Source organism: Flavicella sp. IMCC45668 (assembly GCF_057219105.1).
In genome coordinates this window covers 2,656,811-2,675,305 of record NZ_CM170114.1, presented here as the reverse complement: position 1 = coordinate 2,675,305, position 18,495 = coordinate 2,656,811, and the positions used below count along the sequence as shown (strand labels likewise).

Genomic DNA, 18,495 nt, shown 5'->3' with positions numbered 1-18,495 from the left:
TATCACATAAAAAAAGCACCTTTGAACATTCAAAGGTGCTTTTCTATTTTTAATTAGCTTTTTATAAATCGTCGTGGAGACTTTTTTTATTCTGTTTTATCTCATCCACTTTTTCAACATCTATCACAAAATACTTGGTATCTCCCCACCAAGCAAAAGTACTATAACGCTCCTTAAAACGAAGTCTTACATTGCTTCCTTGATAGTCTTGCAATAGTTTGATTACCCTTTCCTCTTTATCCTCTATAGAGAATCTAAAAACTTGGCCATCAGAAACTCCTTGACTTAACTGTCCTTCCCAAGTTTTAAAAACCAAACCTTTATAACTTACTTTAACCAACTGCCCCGATCTATAACCTTCACTATAGGTTAAATAATACACAACCGTAAAATATAATGCGATGGCAGCGACAAGAATTCCGATGAATCCAAAAAGAAACTTTTTCATTTTTTAAAAATTTTAAATACAAATATACTAATTATCCCATAGGATTTACTTACTGTATTTTTTCTACAAGCAACATACCAACACTACTTCAGATAAAAACCAAGCTTCTTTATAATGCACATAGTACAACCCTAAGTAAAACATTATAATGAAACTAAATATATTTTTATTCTAGGGATTAATTCTAAGTCGAATTTTCCTACCTTTAACCAACTAAAAAAAAAAAATACTATGCAGCTCTCTTTATCAATTTATATTGTACCTATTGTCATTATCTTATTTCTTGGATTTTTTGTTGTAAAACAACAAACAACAGCCATTGTAGAAAGGTTTGGAAAATTTGTTGGTATCAGACAATCTGGACTACAATTTAAAATACCCGTAGTAGATAAAATTGCAGGAAGAGTAAGTTTAAAAATCCAACAACTAGATGTCATTGTAGAAACAAAAACTAAAGATGATGTTTTTGTACAATTAAAAATTTCCGTTCAGTTCCAAATTTTACGTGAAAAAGTATATGATGCTTTTTATAAATTACAGAATCCGCACGATCAAATTACAGCCTATATTTTTGATACAGTTAGAGCCGAAGTTCCGAAAATGAAACTAGATGACGTTTTTGAAAAAAAGGATGACATCGCACTAGCCATTCAAAGAGAATTAAAACAAGCCATGTTAGATTATGGATATGATATTGTAAAAGCTTTAGTAACTGATATCGACCCAGATGCCCAGGTTAAAGAAGCAATGAACAGAATTAATGCAGCCGAACGTGAAAAATTAGCGGCTCAATTTGAGGGTGATGCACAAAGAATCTTAATCGTTGAACGTGCCAAAGCAGAAGCAGAAAGCAAACGTTTACAAGGAATGGGTATTGCTGATCAACGTAGAGAAATTGCGCGTGGTTTAGAGGAGTCTGTTGATGTGCTAAATAAAGCAGGAATTAATTCTCAAGAAGCCTCTGCCCTAATTGTAATTACGCAACATTATGATACACTACAATCTATTGGATCTGACACAAATAGTAATTTGATCCTATTACCTAACAATCCAAATGCGGCAAGTTCTATGTTAAATGATATGGTTACCAGTTTGGTAGCAGCAAATAAAATAAACGAAAGTTCCAATAAATCAAAAGACGAATTGAAAAAGGAATAATGCTATACAACCAACTTAAAACCTCTTTCTTAACTGAAAGAGGTTTTTTTATAACTCAATTTTACCCATATCAAACAAACAAAAGAGAGAATAAAACCAACTAGCAAGCTTTCATCAATTATTTAATTATCATTGTAGTTCGATTAATTTCACTATACAATGAAACACCTCTCCTCCATATTATATTCTTGCTTTTTTGCCTTGTTAATTTTTAATGCGTCCAATGTTAACGCACAACTAACACCACATTTAGATACAGAATATTTTGGTTTTGAACTTGATGGTTGGTGGAAACCTGCAGATGAATCTTTCTGGAATATAACTGACACAAAAGCCAATACAGGTAATAACTCACTATACTTCAATTGTGAAGATAAAACCTTGGTAACCGCAGAACCAAAGATACATACAAGTGATGTGCAACTTAATTTTAATAGTGGTACCAAAACAATCACAATGTATATCTGGAAGGATGCGAATTGTGAGAGTACTAGTTTAAAAACCACCATCAAATCGCCATGGCAAGTTATCAACTGGGACATAGCATCTATTGAAACCGATACTTGGGTTTTATTAAGCCAAGAGGTAATTATTGATGCAGATGTAATAAATTCAAACATGTTCTTTTCAATTCCATTAAATTCTTTAGGAAATGGTTTTTTATATATAGACGACTTTCAAATCTCAGCACCAGAAACTAAAAGAACCAGTACTATCAGTACAAATGAAGAAGGTCTCTTAAATTTAGACCAAGGTTTGTACACCATCACAGCAGAAGTATTTGTAGAAGAAGAAACAGATATAGAAGCTTTTTACACACAAATTACCAATCCTTGGCTTTCTACAAAATGGGATATTTCAACTATTGAAAAAAATACTTGGGTCGCTATTACTCAAGAAATTGAATTGAAAGCAAATGTTGTCAATGCAGATTTAAATATTCAAGTTTTAAATGATCCTGATTATGGCGGTGGAACCGGTAAATTTTACATCGATGCCATTCATTTTTCGTTAAAAGATGAATTATCAATAGATACTACCATCTTAACCAGAAATAAAATTTATCCAAATCCAACCAAAGAATATTTATTTATTGAATCTGAAAAAAATACAAGTTACATCTTATACACCATTTCTGGAATTCCTGTTGCCACAAGTTTGCAAGAAAAATTAAAACACAAAATAAATGTTTCAGAATTAGCTGTTGGAATTTATATTCTTAAAACAACAACCTCAGGAAAAACAGAAACAAAAAAGGTAATTATTCAATAATTATAGATAATAATAAAAAACTATATTTTTTCAATTCTGTATATTTTTTTTCTATCTAAAACAACTCCATTTAAGGCTATTTCCTGCGTTTTTGGAATATTTAAAGGATAACTTGCATCTATAAATATTACTGCTACTGACGGGCCTTGAATTGGACTTTCATTAGAAAATTCACCATTAGCTCCCAAAGTATGATTTACATCTGCCTCGTTCCTAACAAAATTAGGTGGGTGGTATAAATATTTCATACTTTCTGGTACATATTTAAAATTTTTAAAAGACATAGAAGCAGTATCATCTGTTGATGTCATACTAATATTTTTAAAAGTAGAACTCGCATCAAAAGAACCTTTGGCTCTTCTTTTAGAATCTTTCGCAACAAAACCTTCTTTCAAAAATAGGGTCCAAGAACTACCAATTGAATTTGCTACATCAACCATTACCCTTCCATTTACAACAGAATGTGGTTGTAACAAAACTGCTGCCTTTCCATTTTTACTCACTACATTTTTAATAATGATATTATAAACTCCGATATCTAAATGCCTCCCAGTATGCGCTTCTATTCTACAGGTCATTCCCCCCTCACAAACTAAATTTTTTAAGAGTATATTTCTACCTGTATTTGTTTGCGCCAATCCATATCCTATAGAGGCTCCCGTCATACTAATATTAGCAATGGTAACATTTTCTGGAATATGCGCATTTTCTTCATCTATTAGAACTGGATTAAAGGCAATAGCAGTTCCTTTAGTATATTCATCATAAATGGAAAAATTTTCAACAATTACATTTTTTGCATAACCGAAAGCTACAGCTCTCCTAAAAGCATTTCCTTGCCTATCCAAATATAATTTAGGTCGGTTTTCACGAGTTCCCAAACCTATAAGTTGTACGTTTTCTACCATAGGTTGGTTTGGAGTAACACCTACATTAAACAAAAAACCCTTCCCTCCTAGATTTACATCCATATGAATGATAACACCCGATTCAAAAGTAATAAAGACATTAGATTTTAATTCAATATTCTTAAAAAAATACTTCCCTGATGGAATGCGTATATGCCCACCACCACTAGCACTCACCTGATCAATTATTGATTCTAAAACCGCACTATCTGTTATCCCACCAACTTTTTGATAGGTTATCCATGTACTCTCTTGAGCTGCATTAAACTCTTTTCCTTTATAGCCAGCTCCGTCTTGTAAATAAGGTTTCGAAGGATATAAAGAAATATCAGAAACATCACCAACTGGAATCATGGGATCTACAAAAGTTTCTTCAATACTATCTGTTTCAGAATCCTTTTCTATTTCATTAAATTTTTCTGAAGCTGCACAAGCAAAAAAAGAAAAAATCAACAAGGACAAACATATATTCTTCATGTAAAATATCTTTAGAAATCAAATTTCTGAAAAACTACTAAGAAAGGCTAAGTCATTTTATCCCAATAATTTGATTCTATTAACCAAAAAAACCTCTGTTGCTCTAGCAACAGAGGTTTTAATCAAACCAGACAGCGTCTATTATTTAAAATGCTCTTCCGCAGAAGCTTTTTTAGCTTTCTTAGATTTTAATTTATTAAAAGTATACGTAACTCCTAATTCAACAATAGGACCATTTCTGTGGTACTCTGTTTCTTGGTAGAATATTTGTTGATTTTTATTGTTAAAGGCATTGGTATCTAATCCTTGTAAGTTAGTACTTAATAAATCCAACCCTCTCAAACTAAAATCCCATCCTGGTAATTTTTCTGGAGCATAATTAAAAGCAATATTCGCCATTTGGAAATAATCATTAGAACCTTGAGAAGTTACCGTTGCCGACTGGAAATTATAATCAAATGTAGTACTTAATTCCTTTGTTAAATCTACATTCATATTTCCTTTCAAACTCCAGTTAGTACTCTCTTGATCCACTGCATAACCAAATACATCTCCTGTAATTTTAAAGTTATACAAAGAACCACCTACTAACATTTTTGCCCAAGAATTGATAAATAAATTAGCTGTTAACTCTCCTCCAATTGCTGCCGAATTTCCTGCATTTGTATAAGAACGAATCAATACATCTTCCTTTAAAATAGCATTCATTTCAGGGTTTTCTAATGCTGTAGTAGTCGTATTTACTCTAAACACCGCATTTTCAGTACCTCTATAAAATCCTGTTACATTGATATTTTGTTTTCCTATGTTTGTTTCATATGAAAATTCTACATTGTTAAGGTATTCTGACTCTAGGGTTGGATCTCCAATAACATATACTTCAAAATGACGACGGTATAAAAAAGGAGCCATTTTAGTTAAAGAAGGTCTATTGATACGTCTACTAGCTGCTAATAAATATTTAGTATTATCGCTTTTTTGGTAGCTAATATGAGCTGATGGGAAAAAATCTAATTTATTTTGTTCGTAATCATTCTCTTCAGACAAACCAAAATCTCCTAAATAAGATGTATTTGAGATGAATGTATTTTGTTGTCCGTATTCCGTACGCAACCCAAAATTATAGCTGATTTTATCACCAGAACCTGAATAATCAATATAGGCAGCAGTAACCGTTCTATCTAAATCTATGGAATTGTTCAAATCATCCGTTACATAATCATTCTGAAATTCAAAATCTCCTTTAATTCCGATGTATTGCACTTGTGCACCAACCCCTATTTCTGAACCGTTGTCTAATGTTTTGGCATAATCTACAGAACCTCTATACCCTTTTAAAGGAGTATTGTCCGACATTCCATATTTACTAGTATTAATAGCTCCACTATATCCATTATCTACATCAGCATCTAAGTCTTCTCTAGTATTATAGAAATAATTGGTATTTGATAACTCTCTACTTAATCCTGAACTTTCATAAGTACCTGACAATTTTAAGTTAGATCCTTCTTCAAAATCTACTGTATAATCAATACTCGCTGTATTATAATCTCCATATCTATTATCAATATTTGGATTGTAAATATAATTTTCATCTAAAGGTACACTTGCAATTTCATTTCCATCGGCATCGGCGTCAAACGTATTATAAATATAATAAGCAGCTCTACCATTATTTCTGTTACCATAGAAATAAGACAAAGACAATTCTTTATTCTTTGCTATATGAAAATCTACCCCAACATTAGCAGAATAATATTTATACCATTCTGGACGTTCTCCTTGGGCATTCATATGAAAATAAGTGTACGGATCCGTAGTATCATCAACTAAAACTCTAGCACGACCAATACGCATTCCGTTTACGTTCTTTTCATTATAGTTAAAAGAACCATGCAAAGATATTTTTTCGGTGTTGTACATTAAATTAACACCTGCTACATAACGATCATCTCTCATGCTATGATTGCTATACACATCTCTATCATTTGCCCATGGTGCACCTCCTACAGTACCGGTTGCAGTTGCTGCAAAACCTTGCAATCCACTAGATTTTGTTTTAATGTTGATAATTCCACCCTTTCCCTGTGCATCGTAACGTGCCGTTGGAACTGAAATAATATCTATTTTATCAATATCATTACTAGAAATTTGATTCAATAAAGTTGAAGCATCAATATTTGTAGGTTTCCCATTTAAATACACCATAAAATCAGAAGTTCCACGCACAGAAACATTTCCATCAGGCTGTACTGTTACAGAAGGAAGTTTTCCTAAAACATCTGCTGCATTTCCACCTTTTGCAGTTTCAAAATCCTTGGCAGAATAGGTTTTTCTATCAATTTTAGTTACTTGCGTTTTATTTACTCCAGTAACCTCTACCTCACTTAAAGCTTCCGTATTTACGGATAAGAAAATTTCACCAAGATTGATGTTTTGATTTTTATCTTCTATTTCAACATTTTCAATCACCGTATCTTCAAAACCTATATACGAAACCGTTACTGTATACTTACCCGGAACTAAATTTTCAAAATCAAATTTTCCATTATCATCGGTACTTGTACCATCTCTTTTTACATCTGATTTGATAATTACGGTTGCAAAAGGTACAGACTCATTTGATACTTTGTCAATAATCTTTCCTTTAACATTTGCGTCTTGTGCAACTAGTGCTGTAGTTCCAAAAATGAACAATACTAGCATCGTCAGGGCAGTTTTTACTATGTTTTTCATGGTTTTGTTTTGATAAAAATTAAATTGATTCAAATGTATAATCAATTATTTTTTTTGGGTAAAATTAGAATATTTAATGGTTCTATAAAACTTTGAAACTAGTCCAAATGGGTGTTTCACTACCACATTTGTTTCCTAACACATTTCAATCTTGTGCCTTATTAGCAATAGTTATGCCAAAAAAAATCGAAGCTGCGCAAACAACTTCGATTTATATAACTTAAAATTAAAAAGCCTAAGCTTTATCTTCTTTTTCTATTTCTTTTGGTTCATCTTCTTTAGAGGCTTTTTTGAATTCTTTGATTCCTCCACCAAGACCTTTCATTAGTTCTGGAATCTTACGACCTCCAAAAAGTAATAATACAACAACAACAATTAATATTACTTGTGGTGGACCTATCATCCCTAAAAAAATACTCTGTAAATTCATTTCTAATAATTTTATGTGACAAATATAATAACTTTGAATTACATATGCCTATTTTTCTACAAATCAGATAATTTTAAGCTCCCTCAGAAGTTACCTGTTGCTTCTCAGCAACATCTATTTCTTTAATTTCTTCCGCTTTTTTTATTTTCCCACCCATAGATTCAGTGGTACTAACAGACTCTGGTCTACCTGCAAATTCAATAGTACCTCCTAATTTTGCCTTGGCATCTAACGCTTTACTCACTTGTATCTGAGCAGAAGATCCAGTAGAAACATACATTGTAGCTAACTTAGATTCTAGATAAAATGCTTCATAACTAGACCCCGAAACAACACTCACATTCTGAGTTTCCGTAATTCCTTTAAGTTGAAAATGCCCTCCGGTAATTCCTTTTGCAGTTAAATAATCTACATCCATATTTAACTTGATATACGCACCTTCTTGCGAACTAATTGATAATTGTGTTTGTTTAAAAACATCCGAAGATCTAATAACAGCCCCTTGTTTTGCTTCCATTTCAGCAATATTCTCACTGTAAAATAAATTAATAACCACTTTTTGATGATTGAAAGAATTCAATAAATCAAGTGAAATTTTAAGCGTACCTTTTTTATTTTTTACAATAATTTCATCAGCTCTATCACCACTAATTTCTACTTTTTGTTGATCTGATTTGATCAGATTAACATTCAATCCATTATACACTTTTAATTTATCAAAATTTTCTAAATCAATTTCAATTACTTCTTGTGCAGCTACTGAGGCTACTACAAAAAACAACAACGCTACTATTATTTTTTTCATTCTATTGTAATTTATTCTTTTCTGTCTAAACAAATTTAATGCCACAGGATTTAAGAATCCTGAATTAAAGTAAAATCTAAATGTTTTCTATCTAAGTCAGTGTTTTTAACCTTTACAGTTACCTCATCTCCCAATTGATACATATTGTTCGTTGCTTGACCAACCAGGGCATATTGTTTTTCATCAAAGGTGTAATAATCGTCTCTAATATCACGAGTTCTTACCATACCTTCACACTTATTTTCAATGATTTCAACATAAATTCCCCATTCGGTAACCCCAGAAATAACGCCTAAAAATTCTTGATCTTCATGATCTTGCATGTATTTTATTTGCATGTATTTTATAGAATCTCTTTCTGCTTTGGTTGCTAAATACTCCATTTCAGAAGAATGCTTGCATTTCTCTTCGTACTCTTCCTGCTTTGGAGAAGGTTTTCCATCAAGATAATTTTGTAACAAGCGATGTGCCATTACATCTGGATATCTTCTAATTGGCGAAGTAAAATGCGAATAATGTTCAAAAGCCAATCCATAATGACCGATATTATCAGTAGTATATTCCGCCTTACTCATAGAACGAATCGCTAGCGTTTCAATCATATTAGACTCTCCTTTTCCATGGACATCTTCTAGCAATTTATTCAAACTATCCGAAGTAGATTGTCTCGATTTTAAATCAATACTATATCCAAATTTATGAATGATTCCTTGCAATGCCGTTAATTTATCTACATTTGGTTCATCATGTACTCGATACACAAAGGTATTTTTAGTAGGTCGTCCTTTTTTACGACTTACAAATTCAGAAACTTTACGATTTGCTAATAACATAAACTCTTCAATCAATTTATTAGCATCTTTAGATTCCTTAAAAAATACCCCCAATGGAACGGCATTTTCATCCAAATTAAATTTCACTTCCACTTTATCAAAAGTAATGGCACCGTCTTTTAAACGTTTTTTACGCATTATTTTAGCTAAAGTATCTAATTGTAGCACAGCATTCACAACATTCTCAGAAACATCATAAGAACCCTCTCTAATGGAAATTTCTTCTGGTATCGTTGCTTTGGTATTTTCTTTTCCTTCTTCAATAATTACTTGTGCTTCTTCATAAGCAAAACGTTCATCAGAATAAGTAACTGTTCTACCATACCATTCATTTACCAATTGTGCTTTATCATTCAATTCAAAAACAGCAGAAAACGTAAGTTTTTCTTCATGTGGACGCAAAGAACAAACCCCATTGGATAATTTTTCTGGCAACATAGGTACTACCCTATCTACTAAATATACAGAAGTTGCTCTCTCATAAGCTTCTTTTTCCATTTCAGAATCCAACGCTAAATAATGCGAAACATCTGCAATATGAATTCCGATTTCAAAGTTTCCGTTTTCTAAAACTGTAAACGATAAAGCATCATCAAAATCTTTAGCATCTTTAGGGTCAATTGTAAAAGTTAAATCTTTACGCATATCTCTACGCTTAGAAATTTCCTCTTCTGTAATCGTAGTATCTAATTCTTCTGCTTCTCTTTCTACATGCGCCGGAAATTCATATGGCAAACCATATTCTGCCAAAATACTATGGATTTCTGTATTATGATCCCCAGGCATTCCAAGAACTTGAGTGATTTTTCCGAATGGATTTTTAGAGTTATCTGGCCAATCTGTTAGCTCAGCAATTACTTTTTCTCCATTAACGGCATCTCCCAATTCATCTTTTGGAATAAAAATATCAGCATACATTTTGTTATTATCAGGTACCACAAAACCGAAATTTTTACTCACCTGCAATACCCCAACAAACTCAGTTTTTGCACGCTCTACAACCTCAACAACATCTCCTTCTTTTTTAGAACTTCTACGTTTGTTATATACATAAACTTTTACGGTGTCTTTATCCAATCCTCTATTTACATTGATGGACGGAATAAACACATCATTTTCAAAATCATCGCAAATAAAATATGCGTTTCCGTTAGAAGTTAAATCTAAGGTTCCGATATGATAATTTTTATTCTGATTTAAGATATATTTTCCTCTATCAACTTCTTCTAATTTTCCTTGCCCCTTTAGATCTGCAATCTTTTTTATTACTTGGTCTCTACCGTTAGCATCTTCAATTTTCAATTTAGAACATACTTGTTTGTAGTTCAGTATTTTACTAGAATCTTTATTGAAAACACCTAATATTTTTCGGGTCAAATCTTTAATAACTCTTCCCTTTTTTTTATATATTTTTTTCTTTCCTCTTGACATTCTATCTTTTTGTTTTTTTAAAAATACGAATTAAGTTATCGTATTTGTTATTCCTGTAGATTAAATAAAGTGAAAATATTACAGGAACTCAACCCTACTTGCTAGGAGTCCTTTTTCAAGGTAGTAAGGTTATTTAATTATTTGCTGCAAAGCTACGCTAATTTATGCGAAGAAAAATTGAAACGCGTTAAGGAATTCATAATAGTTTGTAACAAACGTAAAAAAGCGGACTAGTAATAAAACCAGTCCGCTTAAAATATTCAATTATTATAAATCTATAAATAAACTTTTTCTACTCTAATGTTATTATTTGCATCTGTTATTTTTACAATAAACATTCCATGCAAATTTTGATTGACTACTTGATTTCCTAAGAAATTAAACACCACAATTTTAACAGAATTAGAATTGACATTAATCTGATTATTTTCAGTTGATATTATCAAACTATCTAAATAATAATTCGCTAATGAAGCTGTTGAACAATCTTCACTATAAACTGTTCCACCATCTATTGATGAAGCAAAATTAGAATCCATAAAAGATTTAGAATCTACTTGTACACAAGCCAAACCAACATTTGATTTTGCATCAAAACTAACTAAATTAGCGTTATTGGTATTTTTAATATTCAAACTTGTTAATGTATTTGAAGAAACATCTAATGAAGTCAATTTTGTGTTAGCTGTTAAATCTAACGAAATAATTACATTATTAGAACAATCTAAAGTTGTTAATTCTGTTTGATTCGCTACACTAAAATTACTAATACTATTTGATGCACAGTTGATTACTTCTAAATCTGTATTCGCTGTAAGAGATAGTTGACTAATTGTAGTAGACTCACAATTTAAATTTACCAAAGCAGTATTCGAGCTCAATTGCAAATAGTTTAGAGCATTTGAAGAACAATTTAAAGTTTCTAAGGCAGTAAAAGCATTGATTCCGGTAACATCACCAATAGATAAATTAGAGATATTTAAACTTGAAACTTTTTTTGCTTTGGATGCAAAAATTGCTTGATCGCCTGCAACACCATTCCCCATACTAGATGCATCACCTAAGGTTACCACATTACCATCTTTATCATGAGTTTCAAGATAATTTTCAAAATTAGCATCTGCTATATATGTAGTAATTACAAAATCATTACAATCTTCACTAAAAGAACTAACATTGTCAATCTTATCCGAATAATTGGTGTTCATGTAATCTTCATCATCTACCTGAATACAGATCAAACTGCTATTAGTTGTAGCATCAAAGACAGTAAGATTATTATTATTTGTATTTTTTATATTCAAATTAGTCAAGGAATTATCAGAGCAATCTAAACTTACCAATGCCGTATTCGAACTCAAGTCAAGTGTTGGAATGCTATTGTCAGAACAATCCAAAGTTTGTAACAAAGTATTATACTGAAAGTTTAAACCTCCCTGAATGTTATTAGATGCTAGATTAACTGACGTCAAACCCGTATTACTGTCAAAATTAAGAAAAGTTAAATCATTATTATTTGCTGTTAACGTTTCTAAAGTTGCAATATTTCCAATTCCTAAAATAGAAACTGTATTATTAGAGATATTTAAATTCTCTAATGCTAGGTTAGCGTAAAGCTGCACTGATGACAAAGATGCAGAAGAACAATCAAAATCAGTCATAGCAACAAACTGCTCTATTCCTTGTAAATTACTAATGCTCAAACCAGAAATATCTAAGTTTGTCACAGTCTCAACTCTTTCTTTAAAGAAAAAATTATCTGCTGCTATACCATTCCCCATACTCGAAGCATCACCTACAGAAACCACATTTCCATCTTTATCATGAGTCTCAAGATAATTTTCAAATACGGCATCAGCTACATAAATACTCGTACAATTTGCACTGTAAGTAGCTCCTACATCCTTATTACCTGAAAAATTTGTATTCATATGAGAAACTGAATTTACCTGAATACAGGTTAAATTTGAATTTGTTACAGCTGAGAAAGTTGTAAAATCAACATCGTTATCAATATCTAATGCGTATAAATTATTATTAGAACAATCTAAAGAAACTAAACTTGTTAAACCTCCAAGATACAAAGCATTTAAATCATTATCTGAACAATCTAATGTTGTAACGTCTGTGAGTCTCTCTACGAAAATATTTTTTAAGGAATTACCATCACATTTGATACTTGTCAAAGTTGTATTATTTGTTAAATCTAGAGTTTCCAAATTATTATTAGAACAATCTAAGGTTTCAAGTCCTGTAAAATATTTAATGACTCCTAATTTTGAAATAGATAAATTCGTGATTGTAAGGTTTGTAACAGCTTCTATTCTAGATTTTAAAATTTTTCCATCTCCATCTGTACCATTTCCCAGACTGTTCACGGATCCTATTGCCACAACATTTCCATCTTTATCATGCGTTTCTAAATAAGATTCTAAAGCCGAATCTCCAACGGCAACGGTTTGTCCGTACCCAACATAAATAGTAACCAAAGCTACTATCAAAAAAGTAATTTTATTCTTCATAATCTTTTATTAAATAGTTCCGCAAAAATAAAACATTTATAAACGTATCTATTACATTTAAGATTAAACTAAGTTTATAAATAGAAAGACTTAATCGTATTTACAATTGTTATAAACATATATATATATTAATATATTTTATTTTGAAATTTAAAAAAAAGAATAATGATCTATTATTGTCTGTTAATAGACCCAATAACTTTTTTAAGTTTTTCTTGTTTTATTTAAAAATGGATTCTTTTTTTAGGTTGTTAATACGTTATAAACATGTTAAGTTTTTGTTTATCAGTTAAAGTAGTGTATTTATTAACAAGTTGTCTCAGATAGAATATTCTGTACAATTGAGGATATGTTTTTAGTTTTTGGATGCTCATAACTGCCAAAATTAATGTTGATAACTGTAAATTATTTTTCTGAAAATAAATTTGCATATATGATACCCTTCACTGTATTGTTTTTTTAATTTTAAAATCCAAATTTACTTGTTCTTTTTTAAGCGATATTTGTTAACATTTGAATAACATAGCTAAAGTGTTTAAAATTAGATAGTTTTACAAAAGTTGTTAGAAACCCTGTTAATAGCGGCAAAAAATGAAATTTTTTAGAACATTTTAAATGTTACTTTAATGTTAAGTAGTTAGAAATAAAACAGTTAACATTTGTTAATTGTTAACAACCTATCCTTTTTTAAAAAGATTACTTTTTACCCACGATTTTAAAAGAACATTCTTTTTTAGTTACATCCTAAAAAGGAAATAAAAACCGTAAAATTAAATCATAAAAGAAGGTATTGAAAGATTAGATATATAAGTTAATGAACAGTAGTTATAAACTTTGTTGATAAACTAAATTTCAATGGTTAAGAATTTTAAGGTTGCTTTTGATTCCTTTTCTTATTTAATGTATTTTTGCAGAAATAATTATTATACAATAAAAATGACAATAGCAATTGGGAATGATCATGCTGGACCAGATTACAAAGCAGCAATCGTAGAATTATTAGAAGGTAAAGGAATTACTGTAACTAATTACGGTACAGATAGTTTTGATAGTGTTGATTATCCTGATTTTGCACATAAAGTTGCTGGAGCAGTGGACACTAAAGCTGTTGATTTAGGAATTTTAATTTGTGGTAGTGCCAATGGTGTTGCTATGACGGCAAATAAATATGTTAATGTAAGAGCAGGATTATGCTGGACTAAAGAAATAGTTGAGTTGATCAAACAACATAATAACGCAAATGTATTATGTATTCCTGCTAGATTTACTTCTATTCCGCAAGCTTTAGCAATGGTTGAAACTTTTTTAAATACTGAATTTGAAGGTGGTCGTCATCAAAATAGAGTGGATAAAATTTCTTGTAGCTAGCCAACTAGTTACATTCATAAAAAAAGCGAAGGTTAATTCCCTTCGCTTTTTTTGTGATTTTTTTTAACTGATTTAAGACAATTAGATCAAATTATTGTTTGATAATTTTTATGACTTTCTGATTATCTGTTAGGATTTTAGCAATATAAATTCCAGAAGATAAATGGCTAAGGTCAAGAGATATTTTACCTGATTTTATTGCATAGTTTTTTTCAGAAATTAACTGCATTTTACTGTTGTATATAGCAATCGGAATGGAGCCATCATTTCCTTGAAATTCAATTGTAAATTTAGTGTTTGTAGGATTGGGATAACTAGCAATAATCTTTGAAAAGTTAATTATATCTACTAATTCTCCCTCACATTCTTTGCTAGATTTTAAAGAAATTTTGTCTCCTTTTTTTATAGGAATCTCAAATTCAGATTTATTTGTTTTTAAATAAAAGCTATCATTTATGGAAATTTCATAAGGAGCCGTTCCTTGTTCTATTTTATAATAGGCTAGGTTATTTTTTAATAGTGTTTTGCTTGCTATTTGAGATGCCTCATTAATGGTTAAACTAAAGCATTGCTGGTCGTTATTTCCATCAACAGAGATACATAAATCATAAGAACCTGGCGTTATATTTTCTATATTGACAACATCATTAAAAGTATAGTTAGTACCATTAAAGGCAACTTTATAATTTTCGTAAAAGTTGGCTGTTATAGATATTTTTCCATCGTTTTGATCTGGGCAAGATTCTGAATTTGAGAAAATCGTAAATGTAGTATCGTAGATAGACCATGGATCCCCCTCCCCAGTATCCTCAATAGCATTGATTCCTGCAGTCCATCGAGTACCTCCTAGCTCATAAGCACCAATATCAGGTGAGGCACCCTTAAAGGGCTTGTCAAATCCCGAAATAACAGGAGCTTTATCTACAATCTTGCTACCTACTGTTGGGTAAAAATTTTGATTAGCTGCATCCTCAAAAGGCGAATTAGGATCTATCAGATTATTTTTGATGTCAAATTCATTCCCATTGGTTCCCGCAAACCAATCAGGGTGGCTAGAATAATTATTGTAAACTTTATTATTTTCTTGTGGATAACCGTTTACCCAAGACCCCATTGCTTCATATGGATTCCATAAAGTATTATGAAAAAAATCTAAGTCGGTATTGTTCCAGTTTATTTGATATCCAGTCCAAGATACATTCCAAACAACATTATGATGTACGGTAAAACCTTTGCTATCATTATCTAAATAAATCCCTGCAGCTTTTCCGGGTTTACCTGGTTGATGAGAATACGCTGGAGCGGTAGCATCATGAAACCAATTGTGGTGAATTTCAGCATTTCTTAAATTTTCATTTCCAACGGTATAGTAGATACCCGAATCGCTATTGACAAGCTGTGAGTGTGAGACATCATTATAGGCCACTTCAAAATTTACTCCTGTAACGTACATTCCATCTCTGGCGGCATTTTCAATAGTATTTTTTAAAACTTTTGAATTATTTGCGCTGCAACGTATTGGAGAAGCATGAATCCCTACATAATCAATATTTTTTATGGTATTTTTTTCTATGGTACAATTTGTTGCAGCCCAACCAGAAACAACAATTCCACTCACAGAAGAATGATTGATGGTACATCCAGTAATAACGGTATTATCTCCTAATATTTCTAAGGCAGCCTCTCCTACTTGGGCAGAGGTATTTGTTAAGGAATCATGCCCTTCACTACCATGAATGATACTACAATTATCAAGGGTGTTATTATCTGCTTTATTATGGATTTTAACACTACCTCCAAAAATATGTAAGCCTTCTAATTTTATATAATCTCCTTTTAATTCAACAGCAAATTGATGGGTTGCGTACTCTACAGAGTTATCTAAGGGAATGTTACCATCTTCTGTTTGTAGGTATAATGTTTGAGAACCAGCATCATAATACCATTCATTAGCATAATCTAAAGCTTCTAATTTTCCGAACAAATAAAGTTGTCCTCTTCGGTTATCTGGGCTCCCTTCTAACCAGGTTGGATTGTGGTTAGAAAATGGCCATTTGTTAATATCAACACCCGTATGATTGATTCTAGTGCTCGTATTTGAGGTAATAGATCTTGTCCAACTTGTTCCGGAATGTGCTCCTAAATAATACACCATTCCGCCGGTCCAATCAATATCTGGCATGGCATTGATTAGAAAATGTGAGCCATCTCCACCTGTAACAGGAGTACAATCTACCGTCCACCTATTCTGATCTGCGTTATTTGGCCATCTTGCTAGGTCCATATAAGCAGCATTATGATACACGGCTCTAAATCTGCTATTGATATTCATAGCAACGCTCGCTTTAAAGATGTTACCATTATGGTTTTGCCATCCCGTAATTGTTGAGGTTGCTTTTATTTCAACATGTTCACCTTCAGCAGCTTTAAATGTTAAATAATTGGATGCATTTCCATTTTTGTTGATTACCAAGGATTGTTCATAAATACCTCCTTTGATAATACAAACATCACCTGCGCTCATTACAGAAACTGCTTTTGAAAATGTTTTGTATGGATTATTTTCAGATCCATCATTGGTGTCGTTCCCAGTTGTGGAAACATAAATATCTTTTGCACTTACTATTTGGGTACATAGTAATAACAATAAAATAAATAATTGTTGGTTTAGCTTTGTCATAGTTTTAGTTACTCATTATAGGTTGCTCAAAAATAAAAGATTAGCATCCTATTTAGGAATACTCAGCGCTTTTTTTGAAGGCCATATTGCTTGTTTTACATAGAAATAAACTTGACCAAAGTGAATCTATTACTTTGGTATATGTCTGAAACTAGACTAAAAGGAAAATCCGATCGAAATAGCTCGATCGGATTTTAAATTAATTTAAAACCTAACAAAAATTAATTATGTTATATAAAATCTAATTTTGAAAACGATTTATTCAGAATTTTTTTATCGTCTACTTGCATCCAATTATTTAAAATGGTGGCATATACTTCTCTAAAATCAACTGAATATTTTAAATCTCCATTGGAGTCTAAATCTGCTAAATCCGGTAATTCATTATAAAAACCAGCTTTCTTTAAATTTTTTCCAATTAAGAAAATATTATTTGCGGTTCCATGATCAGTACCTTTAGAACCGTTTTCTTTTACACGTCTACCAAATTCAGAAAATGTTAGAATCAAGGTATCTTCAAAGGTGTTGTTTTGCTCTAAATCTTTTACAAAAACTTCCATAGATTTACTGTAAACATCTAGTAATTGGTTTTGTCTTTGTTCTTGGTTGAAATGTGTATCAAACCCTCCCATAGAAACATAGTACACTTTAGAATCTAAACCAGAATTTATCAATTCGGCTGTAGTTTTCAATTGTTTTCCAAAAGGATTCCCAGGATATTCTAATTTTGTTTTAAACGTCTTAGAAGTATCATAAATATGTTTAGCAGATGAATTTGCTTCAATCATTGTTTTGTATAAATACCCTAAATTATGTTCACTCAAATGAGTATCTGTCTGTTCTTTTACTATTTTTTTGAAGTAGGGAGTTTGAGTGGTGTTAAAAAGTATTTTAGGATCTTGGGTAGCAATACCATTGATATCTTCTCCTTTCATGATTAAGGATAAACTATCATCTACCTCAATTCCGGCATAAGGTTTTTTACCATAAGTATCTATATATCTACCCAACCAACCAGTATCTAAATATTCATTCGATCCACTTGCGGTATGCCAAATATCTGTAGATCTAAAGTGAGATCTATTAGGGTTTGGGTATCCAACATTATTGATGATCGATACATATCCTTGATCGTATAAATTTTTCAAAGGTGCCATGTTTTTATGAAAACCTAAATCTTCATTAATTTTTAAAACAGCTTCTTTTTTTATAGATAACCTTGGTCGTTCCCGATAATAAATATCATTGTTATAGGGAACAACTGTATTCAAACCATCGTTACCACCCGCTAATTGAACAATTACTAATTTTTTAAAACCTAAAGAATTTTTGGCAACATCTTCAAAAGCTTTTACGAAACTAGGAACCATAAACAAGCTACTTGCTAGGGCACTATTTTTTATAAATTCTCTTCTTTTCATCTTTTT

General features: G+C 31.3%; 12 protein-coding genes. 3 read left to right on the top strand and 9 right to left on the bottom strand.

Features of this window, described 5'->3' with window-relative positions:
- Positions 1–61: 61 nt before the first annotated feature.
- On the bottom strand, positions 62–448 hold the full coding sequence (locus AC2DZ0_RS11010; protein WP_484490108.1) for a 6-phosphogluconate dehydrogenase: 387 nt from the start codon (positions 446–448) through the stop codon (positions 62–64).
- A gap of 231 nt (positions 449–679) precedes the next feature.
- On the opposite strand from AC2DZ0_RS11010, the gene AC2DZ0_RS11005 reads away from it, so the two are divergent.
- Together AC2DZ0_RS11005 and AC2DZ0_RS11000 are read left to right on the top strand one after the other, a co-directional pair.
- Complete coding sequence (locus AC2DZ0_RS11005) at positions 680–1,606, top strand: SPFH domain-containing protein (RefSeq protein ID WP_484490107.1); 927 nt, start codon at positions 680–682, stop codon at positions 1,604–1,606.
- Between the two features lie 159 nt (positions 1,607–1,765).
- Positions 1,766–2,878: a T9SS type A sorting domain-containing protein gene (locus AC2DZ0_RS11000; RefSeq protein ID WP_484641792.1), complete on the top strand. Its 1,113-nt coding sequence runs from the start codon at positions 1,766–1,768 to the stop codon at positions 2,876–2,878.
- Positions 2,879–2,898: 20 nt separating this feature from the next.
- Here the strand turns inward: AC2DZ0_RS11000 and AC2DZ0_RS10995 are convergent, their stop codons facing one another.
- From AC2DZ0_RS10995 to AC2DZ0_RS10970, 6 genes are all read right to left on the bottom strand, one after another.
- Positions 2,899–4,263: a hypothetical protein gene (locus AC2DZ0_RS10995; protein ID WP_484641791.1), complete on the bottom strand. Its 1,365-nt coding sequence runs from the start codon at positions 4,261–4,263 to the stop codon at positions 2,899–2,901.
- Positions 4,264–4,404: 141 nt separating this feature from the next.
- Positions 4,405–6,999: a TonB-dependent receptor gene (locus AC2DZ0_RS10990; protein WP_484641789.1), complete on the bottom strand. Its 2,595-nt coding sequence runs from the start codon at positions 6,997–6,999 to the stop codon at positions 4,405–4,407.
- A 235-nt stretch (positions 7,000–7,234) separates the two neighbouring features.
- Complete coding sequence (gene tatA, locus AC2DZ0_RS10985) at positions 7,235–7,429, bottom strand: twin-arginine translocase TatA/TatE family subunit (protein WP_484641788.1); 195 nt, start codon at positions 7,427–7,429, stop codon at positions 7,235–7,237.
- A 73-nt stretch (positions 7,430–7,502) separates the two neighbouring features.
- Complete coding sequence (locus AC2DZ0_RS10980; protein ID WP_484641787.1) at positions 7,503–8,234, bottom strand: head GIN domain-containing protein; 732 nt, start codon at positions 8,232–8,234, stop codon at positions 7,503–7,505.
- Positions 8,235–8,284: 50 nt separating this feature from the next.
- A complete protein-coding gene (gene rnr / locus AC2DZ0_RS10975; protein WP_484641785.1) occupies positions 8,285–10,498 on the bottom strand; it encodes a ribonuclease R in 2,214 nt (737 codons plus the stop codon).
- A 275-nt stretch (positions 10,499–10,773) separates the two neighbouring features.
- Positions 10,774–13,020: a leucine-rich repeat domain-containing protein gene (locus AC2DZ0_RS10970; RefSeq protein WP_484641784.1), complete on the bottom strand. Its 2,247-nt coding sequence runs from the start codon at positions 13,018–13,020 to the stop codon at positions 10,774–10,776.
- 936 nt (positions 13,021–13,956) lie between these two features.
- On the opposite strand from AC2DZ0_RS10970, the gene rpiB reads away from it, so the two are divergent.
- On the top strand, positions 13,957–14,388 hold the full coding sequence (gene rpiB / locus AC2DZ0_RS10965) for a ribose 5-phosphate isomerase B (RefSeq protein WP_484641783.1): 432 nt from the start codon (positions 13,957–13,959) through the stop codon (positions 14,386–14,388).
- A 91-nt stretch (positions 14,389–14,479) separates the two neighbouring features.
- Here the strand turns inward: rpiB and AC2DZ0_RS10960 are convergent, their stop codons facing one another.
- Positions 14,480–17,068, bottom strand: coding sequence for a T9SS type A sorting domain-containing protein (locus AC2DZ0_RS10960; RefSeq protein WP_484641782.1), 2,589 nt, complete (start codon positions 17,066–17,068; stop codon positions 14,480–14,482).
- Positions 17,069–17,298: 230 nt separating this feature from the next.
- Positions 17,299–18,489 (bottom strand): DUF1501 domain-containing protein, encoded by a 1,191-nt coding sequence (locus tag AC2DZ0_RS10955; RefSeq protein WP_484641780.1) that lies wholly within the window; start codon positions 18,487–18,489, stop codon positions 17,299–17,301.
- Positions 18,490–18,495 lie beyond the last annotated feature (6 nt).